This is a genomic window from Caldithrix abyssi DSM 13497 (assembly GCF_001886815.1).
Taxonomy (GTDB): Bacteria; Calditrichota; Calditrichia; order Calditrichales; family Calditrichaceae; genus Caldithrix; species Caldithrix abyssi.
The window spans coordinates 1,590,681-1,607,119 of record NZ_CP018099.1 but is presented as its reverse complement, the minus strand read 5'-3'; the positions used below and the strand labels follow the sequence as shown (position 1 = coordinate 1,607,119).

7 protein-coding genes are annotated in these 16,439 nt (G+C 47.7%); 4 read left to right on the top strand and 3 right to left on the bottom strand.

Annotation, left to right across the window (positions count from 1 at the left end):
- Nucleotides 1-11: 11 nt before the first annotated feature.
- Nucleotides 12-2,123: a S8 family serine peptidase gene (locus tag Cabys_RS06380; protein ID WP_006929410.1), complete on the top strand. Its 2,112-nt coding sequence runs from the start codon at nt 12-14 to the stop codon at nt 2,121-2,123.
- A 662-nt stretch (nt 2,124-2,785) separates the two neighbouring features.
- On the opposite strand, the gene Cabys_RS06375 is transcribed toward Cabys_RS06380, so the two are convergent.
- Nucleotides 2,786-5,614: an FAD-binding and (Fe-S)-binding domain-containing protein gene (locus Cabys_RS06375; RefSeq protein ID WP_006929409.1), complete on the bottom strand. Its 2,829-nt coding sequence runs from the start codon at nt 5,612-5,614 to the stop codon at nt 2,786-2,788.
- 112 nt (nt 5,615-5,726) lie between these two features.
- Between Cabys_RS06375 and Cabys_RS06370 the strand changes: the two genes are divergently transcribed.
- The 3 genes from Cabys_RS06370 to Cabys_RS06360 all read left to right on the top strand — a co-directional run bounded on the left by Cabys_RS06370 (nt 5,727) and on the right by Cabys_RS06360 (nt 13,431).
- Nucleotides 5,727-6,227 carry a YkgJ family cysteine cluster protein gene (locus Cabys_RS06370; RefSeq protein ID WP_006929408.1) on the top strand — a complete coding sequence of 167 codons (501 nt, stop codon included), beginning with the start codon at nt 5,727-5,729 and terminating at the stop codon, nt 6,225-6,227.
- A 638-nt stretch (nt 6,228-6,865) separates the two neighbouring features.
- Nucleotides 6,866-10,612, top strand: a complete 3,747-nt coding sequence (locus tag Cabys_RS06365) for a PAS domain S-box protein (protein WP_006929407.1) — start codon at nt 6,866-6,868, stop codon at nt 10,610-10,612.
- 14 nt (nt 10,613-10,626) lie between these two features.
- Nucleotides 10,627-13,431, top strand: a complete 2,805-nt coding sequence (locus Cabys_RS06360) for a response regulator (RefSeq protein WP_006929406.1) — start codon at nt 10,627-10,629, stop codon at nt 13,429-13,431.
- A gap of 156 nt (nt 13,432-13,587) precedes the next feature.
- Here Cabys_RS06360 and Cabys_RS06355 read toward each other — a convergent pair whose 3' ends face one another.
- Nucleotides 13,588-16,143, bottom strand: coding sequence for a PAS domain-containing hybrid sensor histidine kinase/response regulator (locus Cabys_RS06355; RefSeq protein WP_006929405.1), 2,556 nt, complete (start codon nt 16,141-16,143; stop codon nt 13,588-13,590).
- Nucleotides 16,106-16,429, bottom strand: a complete 324-nt coding sequence (locus tag Cabys_RS06350; protein ID WP_169833696.1) for a hypothetical protein — start codon at nt 16,427-16,429, stop codon at nt 16,106-16,108. The genes Cabys_RS06355 and Cabys_RS06350 overlap by 38 nt, the downstream gene beginning before the upstream one ends.
- Nucleotides 16,430-16,439: the final 10 nt, after the last annotated feature.

Below are 16,439 nucleotides of genomic sequence, written 5' to 3'. Positions count from 1 at the left end.
GGGGGAGAAAAATGCGTTTAATCACTCTTTTAATCCTTCTGTTCTTCCTGAACAGCATCCTTGCCGCGCAGGAATACCTTCCTAACGTTTTACTGGTAAAAATCGAACGATCCGCCCTACCTGCGCTCAACAAACAGCTCTTTCAACAGGGTTTAACCGGTCTGGCGGAGCTCGATTCGCTCAATCAAAAATATCGGGCCATAAGCGTGCGAAAACTCTTTCCCTACTTCAAGCACAAAGGAACGCCGGAGCGGCCGGTCACGCTTGATCAGTGGCTGCGGATTGTCTTTGAAAGCGATCAGGACATCCCGGCATTGATGCAAAGCTACAGGGCGCTTAAAACCGTGCTTTACGCCGATCCTTCGGTTACCATCCCGTTGTACAAAACGCCCAATGATCCTTCCGTTGGTTCCCAGTGGCATATCGAGCAAACGAATGATCACGATGTGGACGCTTACGCCGCCTGGGATATTGCCACCGGCGACAGCGCGATCATCGTTGCGGTAATGGACACGGGCGTTCGCTATTTTCATCAGGACTTAGGCGGGGCGAACGCATCGTATAATGCGCCGGAAAACAGCCGGGGCAATATGTGGATTAACTGGGCGGAAAAATATGGCACGGCCGGCGTAGATGACGACGGCAACGGAAAGATCGACGACTGGATCGGCTGGGATTTTGTAACCGGCAATCCCCAACTGTTTAATTTAGGCGATGATTATGATGTGGAAGATAACGATCCACGTGATTTTAACGGTCACGGCACGCATTGCGCGGGAAATGTAGGCGCCATCAACAACAACAATCTGGGCGTTAGTTCCGTGGCCGGCGGCTGGGGCGAAGATGCCCAGGCGCGGGGCAACGGCGTGCAGATTATGGCCTTGCGCATCGGCTGGGACGACCTGCCCAGCGGACGCGTAGGCATGGATTTTGCCGCAAACGCCTTTATTTACGCGGCAGACAACGGCGCTAAAATCGCCAGCTGTAGCTGGGGCAGCTCTAACGTCGGCGGCCTGGAAGACGCCGTCAATTACTTCCTTTACAATACCACGGTCAATCTTGGGCCTGCGAATCGCGTAAGATTGATATTTAAAGCGGCAGGCAACGATAACAACACGGCCACCGATTACCTGACCGGTAGAGACGACGTGATTTCCGTGGCCGCCACCGACGAAAATGACCAGAAGGCCAGCTTTTCGAGCTACGGCACGTGGGTCGATATTTCCGCGCCGGGGAACAATATCTACACCACCTACCACGATGCCAACTCGCCGGAAACAGACGTCTATGCCTCCGTAAGCGGCACCTCCATGGCCACGCCCATCGCGGCCTCGGTGGCCGCGCTTGTCTGGTCTCACAATCCGGCGCTAACCGCACCCGAAGTGGAACAGATGCTTTTCGACAGCGCCGACGACCTGGACGCCTTAAATCCTTCTTACGCCGGCTTGTTGGGCGCCGGACGGGTCAATGCCGCCGCAGCAGTGCAGCTTTCCGATCAATCTCTGCCCGTTACCTTAACCTCTTTCGAAGCGCAATGGACGGGTGAAAATGTACAATTAAGCTGGCAAACCGCTTCCGAAATTGACAACCTGGGTTTTAATATTTACCGTTCGCAACACGCCGATTCGGCCTTTATGCTGCTGGCCAGTTTTAAAGAAGATAACCAGCTTAAGGGGCTGGGCAACTCGTCCAGCGGAAAAACCTATTTTTTTACCGACACTTCGGATCTGCAAGGCGGCCGAACCTATTTTTACCTACTGGAAGACGTGGCCTTTAATGGCAAGTCGCAAAAGCACGGTCCGGTTTCCGTCTTTATTCCGAGCGCTGTCATGCCCGGGCGCATCACCTTACTGCCCGCCTTTCCCAATCCCTTTAATCAACAGACCGCCATTCGCCTTTACATCCCTGACCAATTGAGTTCAGGCGCTTTTACGCTGTCCATTTTTAACGGGCAGGGGCAAAAGGTGCGTCTGCTGGCCAGCGGAAAATTCAACGCCGGCTGGCAGAGATTCATCTGGAACGGCAGAGACGACAACGGGCAGGCGGTTAGTTCGGGCGTTTATTTCTGCGTCATTCACGGCAAGGATTTTAAACAGGCGCGCAAACTGATTCTGATCAAATAAAACGGCGGCGGGCACAACACTACTCATACCGCTCCCTGAGCGCAGTCGAAGGGAGCGCAGTCGAAGGGAGCGCAGTCGAAAGGAGTCCTTTCACAATCAACGGTTGCTTCGGCTTCGCTCAGCAACCGGGTTCGACTTCGCTCAGCAACCGGGTTCGGCTTCGCTCAGCAACTGTGCTCCCGCTCCCTGAGCGGAGCCGAAGGGAGCGCAGTCGAAGGCTCGCCCTGAGCGCAGTCGAAAGGAGTCCTTTCACAATCAACGGGTGCTTCGGCTTCGCTCAGCAACCGGGTTCGGCTTCGCTCAGCAACTGTGCTCCCGCTCCCTGAGCGCAGTCGAAGGGAGCGCAGTCGAAGGCTCGCCCTGAGCGCAGTCGAAAGGAGTCCCTTCACAATCAACGGTTGCTTCGGCTTCGCTCAGCAACCGGGTTCGACTTCGCTCAGCAACCGGGTTCGGCTTCGCTCAGCAACTGTGCTCCCGCTCCCTGAGCGGAGCCGAAGGGAGCGCAGTCGAAGGCTTGCCCTGAGCGTAGTCGAAGGGAGCCGTTGATTAATATCGCCTTCGAGCATTGCCACAACTCCATGATTCAAGGCCAAAGGCAGGACTTAGCGCTTTACATTTCCTGCTTTAGCAGAACCTATTGAAAAGAGCGGCTCTGGGAAAAATTATTTCGGCTGCGTAACCCGATCGACCAGATAAAGGATCGATTCAAAGGTCAGGCCGCCGTGTTCGCTCAAACCGATTTCGCAGGTGCGGCTGGTGGAATAGCCGTGTGTTACTTCCGGCGGCAGTTGTTCTTTTAAAAGCTTCAGTCCGCTGGCGTTCAATTCCGGCACGTTAAAGCCGCGATCGCCGGCAAAACCGCAGCAGTTTGTTTCGGGGACGACGACCTCTTTAGCGCACATGCGGGCCAGTTGTAAAAGCGCGTCTTCCAGCTCCATCTTTTTGGCGCTGCACACCGGAAAAACGGTAATGGTTTCATCAAGCGGCGTAAAGCGGAGATGGGGCGCCAGATATTTTAAGGAAAAGGCGATGGGTTCAAACAGTTTTAAGCGGCTGTCCAGATTTTCCTTCATGGTGTATAAACAGGGACTCATATCCGACAGCACCGGAATCTGGCCGTTGTTGCTGGCTTTTAAAAGAGCCGCTTCCAATTCTATCGCTTTTTGACGCCCGACTTCGAAAAATCCTTTACTGGAAAAAGCCATTCCGCAACAAAGCCCATTCACGTTTTCCGGCAAAATCACTTCAAAGCCTGCCTTTTGCAGCAATTTAAAGGTAACCTGGGTCAATGGCTCGGCTTGTTCGCTGTCTGGCAATACGCCCATGGAGCGCGTGATGCAGGATGGAAAATAGACCACCTGGCGCGGCATTTTTTTGCCGTTGTGAGACGAACGGCTGATTTTGGGGGCGGGCAGCGGCATGTAAGGCGAAATCCTCGGGAACTTTTTAAAGGTGATCGCGCGCAGGAAATGGGAGCCGTTGACCAGCAGCCTGTTGCCCAGGACCTTTCTGGCGATATTTAACGCACCCAACCCAAAGCGCACCAGAGCGGTTACCGACCCCATGTGACTGGCGATCTTTTGGGCCGTCCAGCGGGCAAGCGGCGAAAGTTGATCGTGACGCAGCTCCTTGATCAATTTGCCAGTGTCAATGTTCACCGGACAGGTTAAGGCGCATAAACCGTCGGTGGCGCAGGTTTCGTTGCCGTGATAGTTGTACTTTTCGTTTAAGATGGCCAGGCGTTGGGGCGCTTCGCCGCTGCGCTTTAAACTTTGCATTTCGCGGTAAACCACAATCCTCTGCCGCGGCGAAAGCGTCAAACTGCGCGAAACGCAGCTGTTTTCGCAAAAACCGCACTCAATACAGTCGTCTATTAAATCGTGGGCGCGGGGCATGGGTTTTAACGATTTCAGATGCAACTGGGGATCGTCGTTGATCAAAACACCGGGATTGACAATATTTTGCGGATCGAACAATTGTTTGATCTCGCGCATCACCTGGTAAAGCTCTTCGCCCCATTCCAGCTTAACAAAGGGCGCCATGTTGCGGCCAGTGCCGTGTTCCGCTTTTAACGAGCCGTCGTACTCCTCAACCACCAGCCGAACCAGTTCGTCCATAAAGTTAGCGTAGCGTTCGACCTCAGCCGGCTGCGTAAAATCCTGAATGAGCACAAAATGCACATTGCCGTCAAAGGCGTGTCCCCAGATAATGGCCTCATCGTAGCGGTATTTTTGGAACAGCGCCTGCAAATCAAGAATGGCACGGGCCAAATTTTCGTAAGGCACGGCAATATCTTCGATGACCACCGTGGTGCCCTTTGGCCGATTGGCGCAAACCGAGGGGAACAGCCCCTTTCGTACGCTCCACAGCGCCGTAATTTCTTTTACGTCTGTGGTGAACTGGACGGGACGCACTTTGGGCACATCTTTTAACGCGGCCGTTATCTCTGCGATCTGTCGGTTAAGGGTTTGCTCATCGTTGGCTCGCGTTTCCACCAGCAGGGCGGTGGCTTTTTCATCCAGCTTTTTAAGATACGCCGGCATCAAGGGTTTATTTTCAACCGAACGCAGCGAAGCGCGATCCATCAGCTCTGCGGCGGCCACCCTGCAAGTGCGCAGGGGCGCGATGGCTTTGCAGGCCGTTTCAATATCCGGAAAGATAATCAGGCTGGTTGCCTTTTGCGAAAAATCGTCCACCGTCTTTAAGGTAATCTCCGAAATAAAAGCCAGCGTGCCCTCAGAGCCCACCATCAGATGCTCAATGATGTCGATGGGATCTTCAAAATCGATCAGGGCGTTAAGCCCGTAACCGGTGGTGTTTTTCAGTCGGTATTTCTTTTTGATTTTTTCCACCCATTCGGGATGCTGCAGAACTTTTTGCCGAAGTTCGGATAGTTTATTCACCATTTCTTTTTTGCTGGCTAAAAAATTTCTGCGGCTTTCCGGATCGCGCGTGTCGAGCAACGTGCCGTCGCTTAAAATCAAGCGCAGGCCGGCCAGGGTGTGATAGCTGTTTTTTTGCACGCCGCTGGACATGCCGCTGGCATTGTTGGCCACAATGCCGCCGATAAATGCGGCATTGATGGAAGCGGGATCGGGCCCGATCTTTTTTTTGTAGGGTTGCAGGTATTGGTTGATCTTTCCGCCGATGAGAGCAGGTTGAACAGTAACCAGCGCGGCGTCTTCATTGATGGAATAGTACCGCCACTCCGTCGGTTCGATAACCAGTAACACCGAGTCGCTAATGGCCTGGCCGGAAAGACTGGTTCCGGCGGCCCGCACGGTAAACGGGATTTTTAATGCGGCGCAGCTTCGGATGGCAAACAGCGCTTCGTCTTCGTTGTAAATTTTTACGACCAGTTTTGGAGTCAACCGGTAAAAACTGGCGTCCGCCCCAAAGGCCAACGTGTTCAAATCGTCATGCAATAAGCGATCTTCAGGAATTTGCTTTTTTAGTTGATGGTACAATTCGGCGTATTTTCCGGCCAGCATTTTCACTCCCCTGTTGTTTCAAAATTTAAAGCGAAAAAATGCTAAAAAATTCCATTTCTTCCAAATTATTTTTTAACTTTAAACAGGTCATAAATAATGAGAGACGTGAGCCATGGATTCCTTAATTCAGGCGCTCGAAGCCTTTTACCAAAAAGTAGATGAAAACGTGCACAAGTTAGAAGAGCTGAACCGTGCTCGTTTGCATTGTAAAGCGGGCTGCGCCGACTGCTGTCTGGACGGCATTACCGTGTTTGAAGCGGAAGCGGCTTACATCAGGCACAAAGCCGAAAGTGTGTTGAAAGAGAAACCCCATCCCACAGGCAAATGCGCCTTTCTGGACGAGGACGATCGCTGCCGCATTTATGCTTTCCGACCTTATGTGTGTCGTACGCAGGGCCTGCCTTTGCGCTGGTTTGAATATAACGAAAGCGGCATTAAGGTTGAATACCGGGACATCTGTCCTTTAAACGAAGTCGGGCCAGAACTACAGTGGATGGACGAAAAATATTTCTGGGAAATCGGCCCGGCCGAACAGGAGCTGGCCGAGTTACAGCAAAAATTCAAATCCGGTCGCCTGAAACGCGTTCCTCTGCGCGAATTATTTTACAAATGACAGGGACAGTTTTTTGGTTGAATGGTTGAATGGTTGAATGGTTGAATGGTTGAATAGTTAGTCTGTCATTTCAAACTTGTTTCTGCAAATGTGGCGAATTCCTACCACCGTTTATGTAGGGCGAAGGATTTCCAAAAACAATTCAGCGCTGGTAAGCATTAATCTTTAGTCATATAAAAAAGCGCTCTGGAAAAAATGAGGTTGGAAATCCTTCGCCCTTACAAGTACGGTCATTCCTGATCTTTTGTCTGCGAGTGAAGGTGCAGGGGGTGAGTGCAACTGAAACTATTTTTATTTTTTTTCATTCATTGCGCCCTTTGTGATTTCTCTGCACGCTGTGCGCTGTGCGCTTTGTGGTTGCTAAAATCTCTGCAAAAATGTTTTTGCGTGCGGCTTCGCTGCCTTAGTAAGTTTCTATCCGGTCATGGGAGATGCGATTTGAATGCGTAACATGTAACGCGCAACAGGTAATGGGGTTGGGCAAAAGTAAACATCCCGATCTCAGGCGCGCGTTTTGATCGTACATTACATTTTAATTTTTTACGATTTCAATTTTTGCTAAAAAAATTTCAATTAAATAAAGAAAATCAGCAACTTGCCGAAAATTTGCAAATTAGAATCAACTTTAAATACGGAGTATGAAGATAAATAAAATAACATGGATTTTTAAAAGAAAAAGATTGTCTGTCATTCCGCCTTTGATCCTTTTTCTTTTACTGGCCTTTATTCTGAGTTTTCTCTGGTTTCATGACCGGGAACAACACCAGCAGGCGCTCGAGGATCTGACGCGCGTAATGGCCGATCAGGTTACCTTTCGGCTGGAAAGCTGGATCAATCAGCGTCTTTCTCTGGCCGACTACCTGGCGTTAAATTGGGTGGATCAATATGCCCGATCACCCAAGAAATTCAACAAAGACGTCAACAATCTCTTTAAGATATATCCCGGCATCCAGGCCATCAACTGGATCGACAGCAATTGGATTATTCGCATTGTCAACCCGGTAAAAGGCAACGAAGACGCTCTGAATAAAGACCTCCATGCTCACCCCTCGCAAAAGGTAAAACAGGCCATAACCACAGCCATGACAACCAAAAACCTTACCTGCACCAGCGTCATTCCCCTTTTACAGGGCGGCAAAGGCTTTGCATCTTACAAGCCCGTTTTTGCCAATGATCAGCTGTTAGGCTTCATTAACATCGTGTTCAAAACCGATACGCTTATCCGCTACTGTCTTAATAATCCCTTTTTGCAGGAACATTTTGACCTGCTGATTGAAACGGTTGAGGAAGATACCATTTTCCATTCGACTCACCGTCAGATGTCAGCGGCATTTTTACATGCGTCCGGCGCGCAAATCGGAGACAAAATCTGGAAAATCAAAATCAGTCCTTCGTCTGATTTTATTAAAAGTCAACTGGCCGTGACGCGCAATAAATATTTTATATTAAACCTGATTTTTACGCTGGCCATCGCCCTTTTAATGTGGATTCTGGTGTTACGTCATCTGAAATTAAAGCAGAACGAGCGGCAGTTCCGATCATTATTTGAATCAGCCAATATCTGGATTCACTTATTAAAGAAAGACGGCGCCATCATTCAGGCCAACCCGTTTTTCTATCAACAAACGGGCTTAAGTCCCGCAAAAATCGAAGGCAAAAACTTTCTGCAGTTTTTAAACGCCAAATCGAGAAGAATTTTCAGCCAATGGCTGGAAACGATTGAAGAGAATCCTGAATTCCGGTCGGAACTGGAGTTCAAAATGAACGGACGTATTAAGGCTATCATCGACTGTTCCGGGATTGTTATCCGTAATGAATTGGATCAGGCTGAGTCCGTCGTATTGTATTCGAATAATGTAACGGATAAAAAGAAATTTGAAAAAGCCCTGAACGAAAGCGAAGAAAAGTATCGGCAAATTGTGGAGCAAAGCCACGATGCCATTTTTATTTATCGCAAAAATAAATTTTTGTTTGTCAACAACAGCTTAGAGGAAATTTCCGAATACCAAAAAGACGAATTGTATGAAATCGATGTTTTACAATTGATTCATGAAGAAGATCGGCCAAGATTGACCAAATTTGCGCGGGCGCGTAAAAAGGGAGATTTTGCACCATATCAATACACAGCCCGCATCGTCACCAAATCCGGTAAAATTAAACTTTGTGAGTTTAATGTAAACACCATTACCTATCAGGGAAAACAGGCCATTCTGGGCAGCGTGCGCGACGTTACCAGAGAGCAGGAGGCCCGCCAGGCGCTGGAAGCCAGTGAAAAACGCTATCGCAACTTATTTGAAAATGTGCCGGTGGGACTGTACCGCATTAATGAAAAGGGCGAACTACTGGCTGCCAATCCGGCGACATTAAAACTGATCGGCTGCCAATCCTTTGAAGAAGCCCAAAGCATCAACTTTTTTTCTTTTTACATGGATGAAACATCGCACACCCTATGGAAAAATCTATTAAAATTTAGCGAAAAACAGCACACCCATGAAACGCGCCTGCGCAAAATAGACGGAACCGTCATCTGGGTGCGAGATACGGCCAAGGTCTATCGCGAACCGGAAAGCGGAGGTCTCTTCATCGAAGGCGTTCTTGAAGATATCACCGAACAAAAGAAAGCGCAGGATCGCCTAATTGAAAGCGAACGACGTTTTAAAGAAATGGCCAATCTGCTGCCTCAATGCGTATTCGAAAGCAATACATCGCTCCGCTTGACGTATGTGAATTCGTTTGCTACAAGACTTACCGGATATTCTCAATTAGAGATGTTGCAGGGGATGAAAATATTGGAATGGTTTCCACAGGGGCAACAGCAAAAAGCGCTGGAATTCTTTGAAGCCGTATTAAATTTTAAGACGCCGCCATCCAATGAATTTTTAGCTTTACGTAAAGACGGGCAATTGTTTCCGGTTTTAATATTTGCCACTCCCATTTTAAAGCGCGAAGAGGTAACCGGCCTGCGGGGCGTGCTGGTGGATATCAGTGAAAGAAAAAGAATGGAAAACGCTCTGCGCGAAAGCGAAGCCCGTTACCGCAGCCTGGTGGAACAATCTCCGGATGCCATTGTGGTTCATGAAAGCGGTCGTATTTTATTTGCCAATCAGGCGGCGCGTAAAATTTACAAAGCCCAAACGTTGGAACAAATGTACAACAGGCCGGTTATGAGCTTTGTCCATCCTGATTCCAGAGAACTGGTTAAACGCAGGCTTTTAGAGGCCGCCGCAAACGGCAAAGGAACTGTTTTACCCTTAATCCAGGAAAAGCACATTGCTCTGGACGGGACGGAATTAGATGTGGAGGTGGTCGGAACGCGCGTGGAATATCAGGGACGAATGGTAAACCTGGCCATCATTCGCGACATCACCGAACAACTGAAATATCAGCGCGCCCTGCAAGAATCCGAAGGCCGCTTTAAAAGTATTTTAACCAGCATGGTCGATATCGTTCTGCTGTTTGATCCGCAGGGCAAGCTGCTGTTCTATAATGCTCCAGAAGCAGAAGAATTGAATTTTAACCTCAAAAGTTACATAGGGCGACCCATTTTCCGGCTATTGCCCCGCGCCATGAAATTGCAACTTAAACCAACCATCCACAAACTGAACAGGGGACAAACCGTAAAACTGGAATTTAACCTGGAAGAAAAAAACGCCGGTATTAAGTGGTTTTCTGCCAATGTGACGCCCATGCTCATCGAAGAGAAGATTCATGGTTATGTTGCCGTAGTGCGTGATATTACAGAACGCAAAGAAAGCGAACTGAAATTGAGCCAGGCTTTAAGCGAAAAAGAAATTCTGTTGCAAGAGGTTCATCACCGCGTTAAGAACAATCTGCAAAGTTTATTCTATCTCATACAGATGAACAAAAATCAAGTTTCTGACCTGAATAGCCGAGAAATATTTAACAACCTGCAAAATCAATTACGCGCCATGAGCCTGGTTTACGAACAGCTCTACCACTCGACGAATCTGGCGGCTATTGACATGAAAACGTACCTGCAAAGTTTAATGACCAATGTGCATCAGACGTTTTTAAACGTCGAAGATGTTAAACTGATTTTAAATATTGACGATTTAACTTTAGCGGTCGATAAAGCGCTGCCCTGCGGGCTGATTATTAATGAGCTGGTCAGTAATTCGTTTAAATACGCCTTCAACGATTCGGCAGGGCCTAAGGAGATTCACGTTCGGTTGAATAAACACAAAGGACGTATTCAATTGACGGTCAGCGACAGCGGGGCCGGTTTTTCGCCTCCGCGAGATTTAACCAGACTTAAATCGATGGGATTAAAACTGGTTCATTTATGGGCAACGCATCAACTGGGCGGAAAATTAAAGATTGACGGCCGGAATGGCGCAAAAATCACTATTGAATTTGAAATTTAAAAGAGTGGAGAATCATGGAAGCTCCTCGCATATTCATCGTAGAAGATGACGCGTTAATCGTTGCGCATTTGCAGCAAATTTTACAGGAATTTAATTACGGAATTGCGGGTATCGCCGCCTCGGGAGCGGATGCCATTGAACAAATTGAGAAAACAAATCCTCAATTGATTTTAATGGATATTCGCATTCGCGGACCGATAAACGGCCTTGAAGCCGCGCACCGGATTTCGAAAAAACAGGACATTCCCATCATCTTCTTAACGGCGCACGCCAATCAGGACTACCTCAATCAGGCGCAACTGGACAATGTTTATTCCTATCTGGTAAAACCGGTCAGAAGCATCGACTTACATACCAATATTCAAATGGCGCTATTTAAACATCAGGTCCAGCAACGTTTAAACATGGTCAATTCCATTCTGAAAACGCGGCAGCAAATCAACCAATTCATCCTTGAAAGGCGCAGTAAAAAAGAGCTTTTAAATGGTATCTGTCAGATGTTGGCCGGAACCGACGTTTTTACGACAACCATTTTGTTAACAGATACCCACAATAAAACAATGGAGATATTTATCTCTCGCGATTATGAACAGGATGGCAAAATCTTAAAGCAAAAAATTTTAGAAAACAACATGCCTCCATGCATCCAGAATGCGTTTGATACGGACGAAGTGGTAATCACGCGCGTCGCTGAGGATCAGTGTATATTATGTAAATTTTGCAAAAGTGTTGCCGGCCAGTTTCATCTGAGTTACCGTTTAGGATATCGCGACACCCAATATGGCGTTTTGACGGCTTATCTTGCGCCCACTTTTGAAGCCGACGAGCAGATTGTGGAATTATTCAAGGAAATTGGCAATGATATTGCCTACGCCATCCATAAATTTGACATCGAACAGATGCAACTTAAAGCCCAGAAAATGCTGAAAGAGAGCGAGTATAAATATCGAATTTTAAGCGAAAACGCGCTGGTTGGCGTTTTTCTGGTGCAGAACGAACAATTCAAATATGCGAATCCCCGCATGGCGGAAATTTTCCAATATGAAAGCCCGAAAAAAATCTTACAACTAAAATCTTATCTTGACCTCTGCCATCCGGCCAATCATCAAAAGATAAAAGCGGTATTCAAAGAGATGCTGGAAAGCCACAGTTCCCCAACGCATATTGAATTTAGTGGAATGGATAAAGACGGCAGGAGACTGGAGCTGGAACTATTAGCCTCGCGTATTGAATTTCAGGGGAAGGAAGCCATTCTGGGCAGCATTCTGGATATAACCGAAAAAAAAGAAAAAGACGAAATCATCCGCGTCCTTTCCACGGGCATTCAGGAAAGTCCTGTGGGTATTATGGTCACGGATCCGGAGGGCAAAATTGAGTACGTCAATCCCGCTTTCACCAAAATAAGCGGATATTCAGAAAAAGATGTAAAAGGGAAAACGCCCCGCATGTTAAAATCAGGCGAAATGCCCGAAGAATTCTACCGGCTGATGTGGAAAACGATTTCCAGCGGATCCCCATGGCACGATGAAATTATCAATCGGAAAAAAGACGGTTCTTTCTACTGGGCAAAACTGCTCATCGTCCCCATCAAAGACGCGAACAATCGAATTACACACTTCATGGGCATTCAGGAAGATATCTCAGAAAATAAAAAACTGCAACAACAACTGCTCCAATCCCAAAAAATGGAAGCCATCGGCCGACTGGCCGGAGGCATCGCCCATGATTTTAACAACCTGCTCACAGTCATTAACGGCTATGCCCAGCTGCTGCTGTATGCCTTAAAAGAAGACGACGTCCATCGTAAAAAGGTGGAACAGATCTTTCAGGCCGGCGAAAAAGCCAAAAATTTGACCAGTCAGCTGCTGGCTTTCAGCCGCAAACAGATGCGGCAAGCCCGCATATTGAACCTCAACGATGTAATCGAAAACTACCTTCCCATGCTCAAAAGCTTGCTGGGCGAAAATATCACGCTGGATATCCAGCTGGCCAGCGACCTGTGGCCCATTGAATCGGATGCCCATCAGCTGGAGCAAATTCTGCTTAACCTGATTGTAAACGCCAAACAGGCCATGCCGGATGGCGGAAAGCTGACCATCATTACGCAGAATTGCGCCATTGACCAAAAGTTTGCCAGCGACAATGAGGGCGCCCGCGCCGGTGATTTTGTGCGTCTTTCGGTGGCCGATACGGGCGTGGGCATGGATCAGGAGACATTAAAGCACATTTTTGAACCTTTTTTTACAACGCGCGGTGTGGGCGAGGGAACGGGCCTCGGCCTTTCCACGGTTTACGGCATTGTTAAACAAAACGAGGGTATGATTTACGTGACCAGTGCGCCGCAAAGCGGCACGATTTTCGACATATATTTTCCTAAGGTGGAGGGGACGGAACAAGCAACCCGGCCCGAGAATAAAGAAGAACAGCAAAACCTGCGGGGAGACGCCTCCATCCTGCTGGTGGAAGACGATGCCGACGTGCGCAAGCTGACCGGCAAGGCGCTCTCTTATTTCGGTTATAAAGTAACCCCCGCCCGCGATGGCAAGGACGCTCTGCGAAAGTTAAAAGCGGACCGCCAGGCATTTGATTTATTGATTACAGACCTTGTAATGCCGAATTTAAGCGGGAAAAAACTGGCGGCCATGATTCATGAATACTATCCCGGCCTACCTGTATTGTTTATTTCTGGCTACAGTGAAAATGAATTTAAAGAGGAAAACAGAAATGATCAGCCTAATTTTCTGCAAAAACCTTTTTCACCCATCGATTTAGCTAAAAAAGTTAATGAGTTGTTGAAGGACAGGAATGGCGCCAGGTGAGGCGTCATTCTAAATGGGGCGTTAGCGGATCCTCGCAGCGCCCCCGTAATGACATTCTGAGCGCAGCGAAGAATCCCTCTCAAACAAGCGAGGAATTCTTCGCCCCGCTGAAGCGAGACTCAGAATGGTACCTACTTTAGCGCGGCCTCCACGATGTTAATTTCCCAGGACCTCATTTAATTTTTTAGCCAGCTCTTCCAGCCTGTAGGGCTTTTGGAGAATGAAGCGGCTGTAATCGGAGTCCACAATCTTTTCAAGATGTTCGTCGGCGTAACCCGTTCCAAAGAGGACGGGAACGGCAATGCCCATTTCCCTGACTTTTTTCGCCAGGGTTACGCCGTCTATTTCAGGCATCACCAGGTCGGTAATGATCGCGTCAATTTCATCTTTTGCACTGTTTATGATTTTCAGCGCTTCTGCGCCGTTAGCGGCGGTCATAACTCTGTAGTTCAGTTTTTTGAGGGATGCCTCCAGCAGGCTGCGCACTTCAGGATCATCTTCCACGATTAAAACCAGCTGCTGACGGCCCTGTGCGAACTGCGCTTCTTTCTGCTCTGGTTGATTTTGGTCTTCCTGCAGATAGTTGGGCCAATAAATGGAAAAAGTAGTGCCCACGCCCGGCTTACTCTTTACTTGAATAAATGCCTGATTTTGTTTGATAATTCCGTAAACGGTAGAAAGCCCAAGCCCTGTTCCCCGCCCTTCTTTTTTAGTGGTAAAAAAGGGTTCGAAAATATGTTCTTTAACTTCATCCGTCATTCCGATGCCCGTATCTTTGACTTCGATTAGAACATGGGGGCCAGGATTTAAATCAAGATATTTATCGGCCATTTTTTGCGAGACTTCCACCTGGCGGGTTGAAACGACAATTTTCTTTTCTTCGGCGTTTTCTTTTTCCAGAATGGCGTCGCGGGCGTTGACCACCAGGTTCATTAAAATCTGGTCAATTTGCGTTACGTCCGCTTTAATCGGTTTAACCTTTTCATCAAGCTGAAAAATCAGTTTGATGTCCTCGCCGATTAATCGTTGAAGCATTTTTTGCGTTTCTTTAAAAATTTCATTGATATTAACTTTTTGCGGGGAGATGACCTGTTTACGGCTAAAAGTTAACAATTGCGAGGTCAAATGGGAAGCTCGTTCCCCCGCTCTGTAAATTTGCTGCAAATAGCTGTGCAGCGGATGATCTTTATTGATCAGCTCCAGGCCTAATTTTGAAAAGCCGTTAATAACAGTCAATAAATTGTTAAAATCGTGGGCCACCCCGCCGGTTAACTTGCCCAGACTCTCCAGTTTTTGCGCCTGGTACATCTGCTCTCTTAGCTGTTCCTCGGCCGAGATATCTCGTTGTACAAAAGCATAATTAATAATTTCTCCGGAATCGTTTCGAATCGGGAAAAACACCGTCAAACACTTAAACACTTCACCGTTTTTCCGTTTACAGGTAATGGTGCCCTGCCAATTTTTACCCTCTTTAAGATTTTCCAATAGTTTCTGACAAAAGTCTGGGCTGTTATCCTCGCTGAGTAAGATTTTTGGCGTTTTGTCTTTCAACTCTCCAAGCGTATAGCCCGTGTTTTTTTCAAAAGCTGGATTGACATACTCGATAGTGCCATCCACATCCGTAATGACAATCAAATCCAGTGATTGTTCCAGAACCTTGGCCATCTGCTTCAATTTTTCTTCCAGGGCGCGCTGCTGTGAAAAATCCCAGAACGAAATTACCGCACCCCGTGTTCTGGAATCTGATCTTATCGGATGCACCAGATAGCCGACCGGGAAATAACGGCCGTCCTTTTTCCTGAAAAACATATCGGTAGCGCTTTGCACGGTACCGTCTTTAATCGCTTTAAATATTTTGCTGTCTTTTTCCGGACAGGGCGTGTTCATATCACAGCGCGGAGCAAGAATTTTCTGAACCTTTTTACCCACCACCTCGTCGCGCGAATCATACCCCAGCAAGGTCAGGCAGCTGTTATTGACAAACGTACACACGCCGTTTTTATCGACGCCCAGAATGCCCTCGGCGGCCGAGTTGATGATCTCGTCAATTTCCTGTTCTTTACGGATTAATTCTTGTTCCGTTCTTTTATGCTCTTCAATTTCGTGCGCCAGTCGTTCATTCATCGCTTTTAGTTCTTCGTGCGCTTCCTGGAGGCGTCGCGTTCGATCCACCACCATCTCTTCCAGCTTAACCTGAAGCTTTTGCAATTTCTCTTTTTCTTCCACCTCGCTTAAGTCGGTAACAATCAAACCGATATCGGCGCCGCTCTCCGCGGGCATGGGATTGGCGGAAAACAATAGTGATTTCAATTGACCGTCATGCGGACGAACATAAAAGACCTTTTGATTGATGGCCTGCTTTATTCCCTTTTTTAAAATAATGTCCAATTTTTTTCTCTCTGAGGCCAGCAAAAAATCGCTTAAAAAATTCCCGACAAGCTCCTTTTTGTTGGTGCCCAGGATTTCCGTCAGTTTATTATTGGAATAAAGTACAATGCCTTCTTTGGAAAGGATGGCGGCACCTTCGTTCATACGTTCGATTAAAACACGGTAGGTAAAATCAGCGCTTTTTAAAGTGTAAATCTCCGGCAGTTCTTTGCCCTGAACGACAATCGCGTCGATCTTACCCTTGCGGATAGCCTCTAACGTGCCCTCTGCTTCTTTAAGACGCTCTTCAAGAATTCTTATCTTTTGTGCCAGCTCCTGACTCATCTCGCTTTCCTCTCCATTCATCAACCGAAATGAATTGGGCTCTTATCACCGGGAGAAAAAAGTTTTGTTCTTTGGCCTGTTGTTTAATTTTGGCCACCAGCTCCTCCGTCAAATTACCGATTAACATAGGGGCAACGGGTAAAACGCGCTGGCTCTCCGGCGAAGCGTCCCGGTAAACGTCAAGAACCGTTAGTTTATAATGCGCTAAAAATTGATCACAAACCTGACGCACCAATTTGATTGCCTTTAATGAGCGCTCGGTCATGCCGCTTACCAATAACAGCATAGAAACGTTT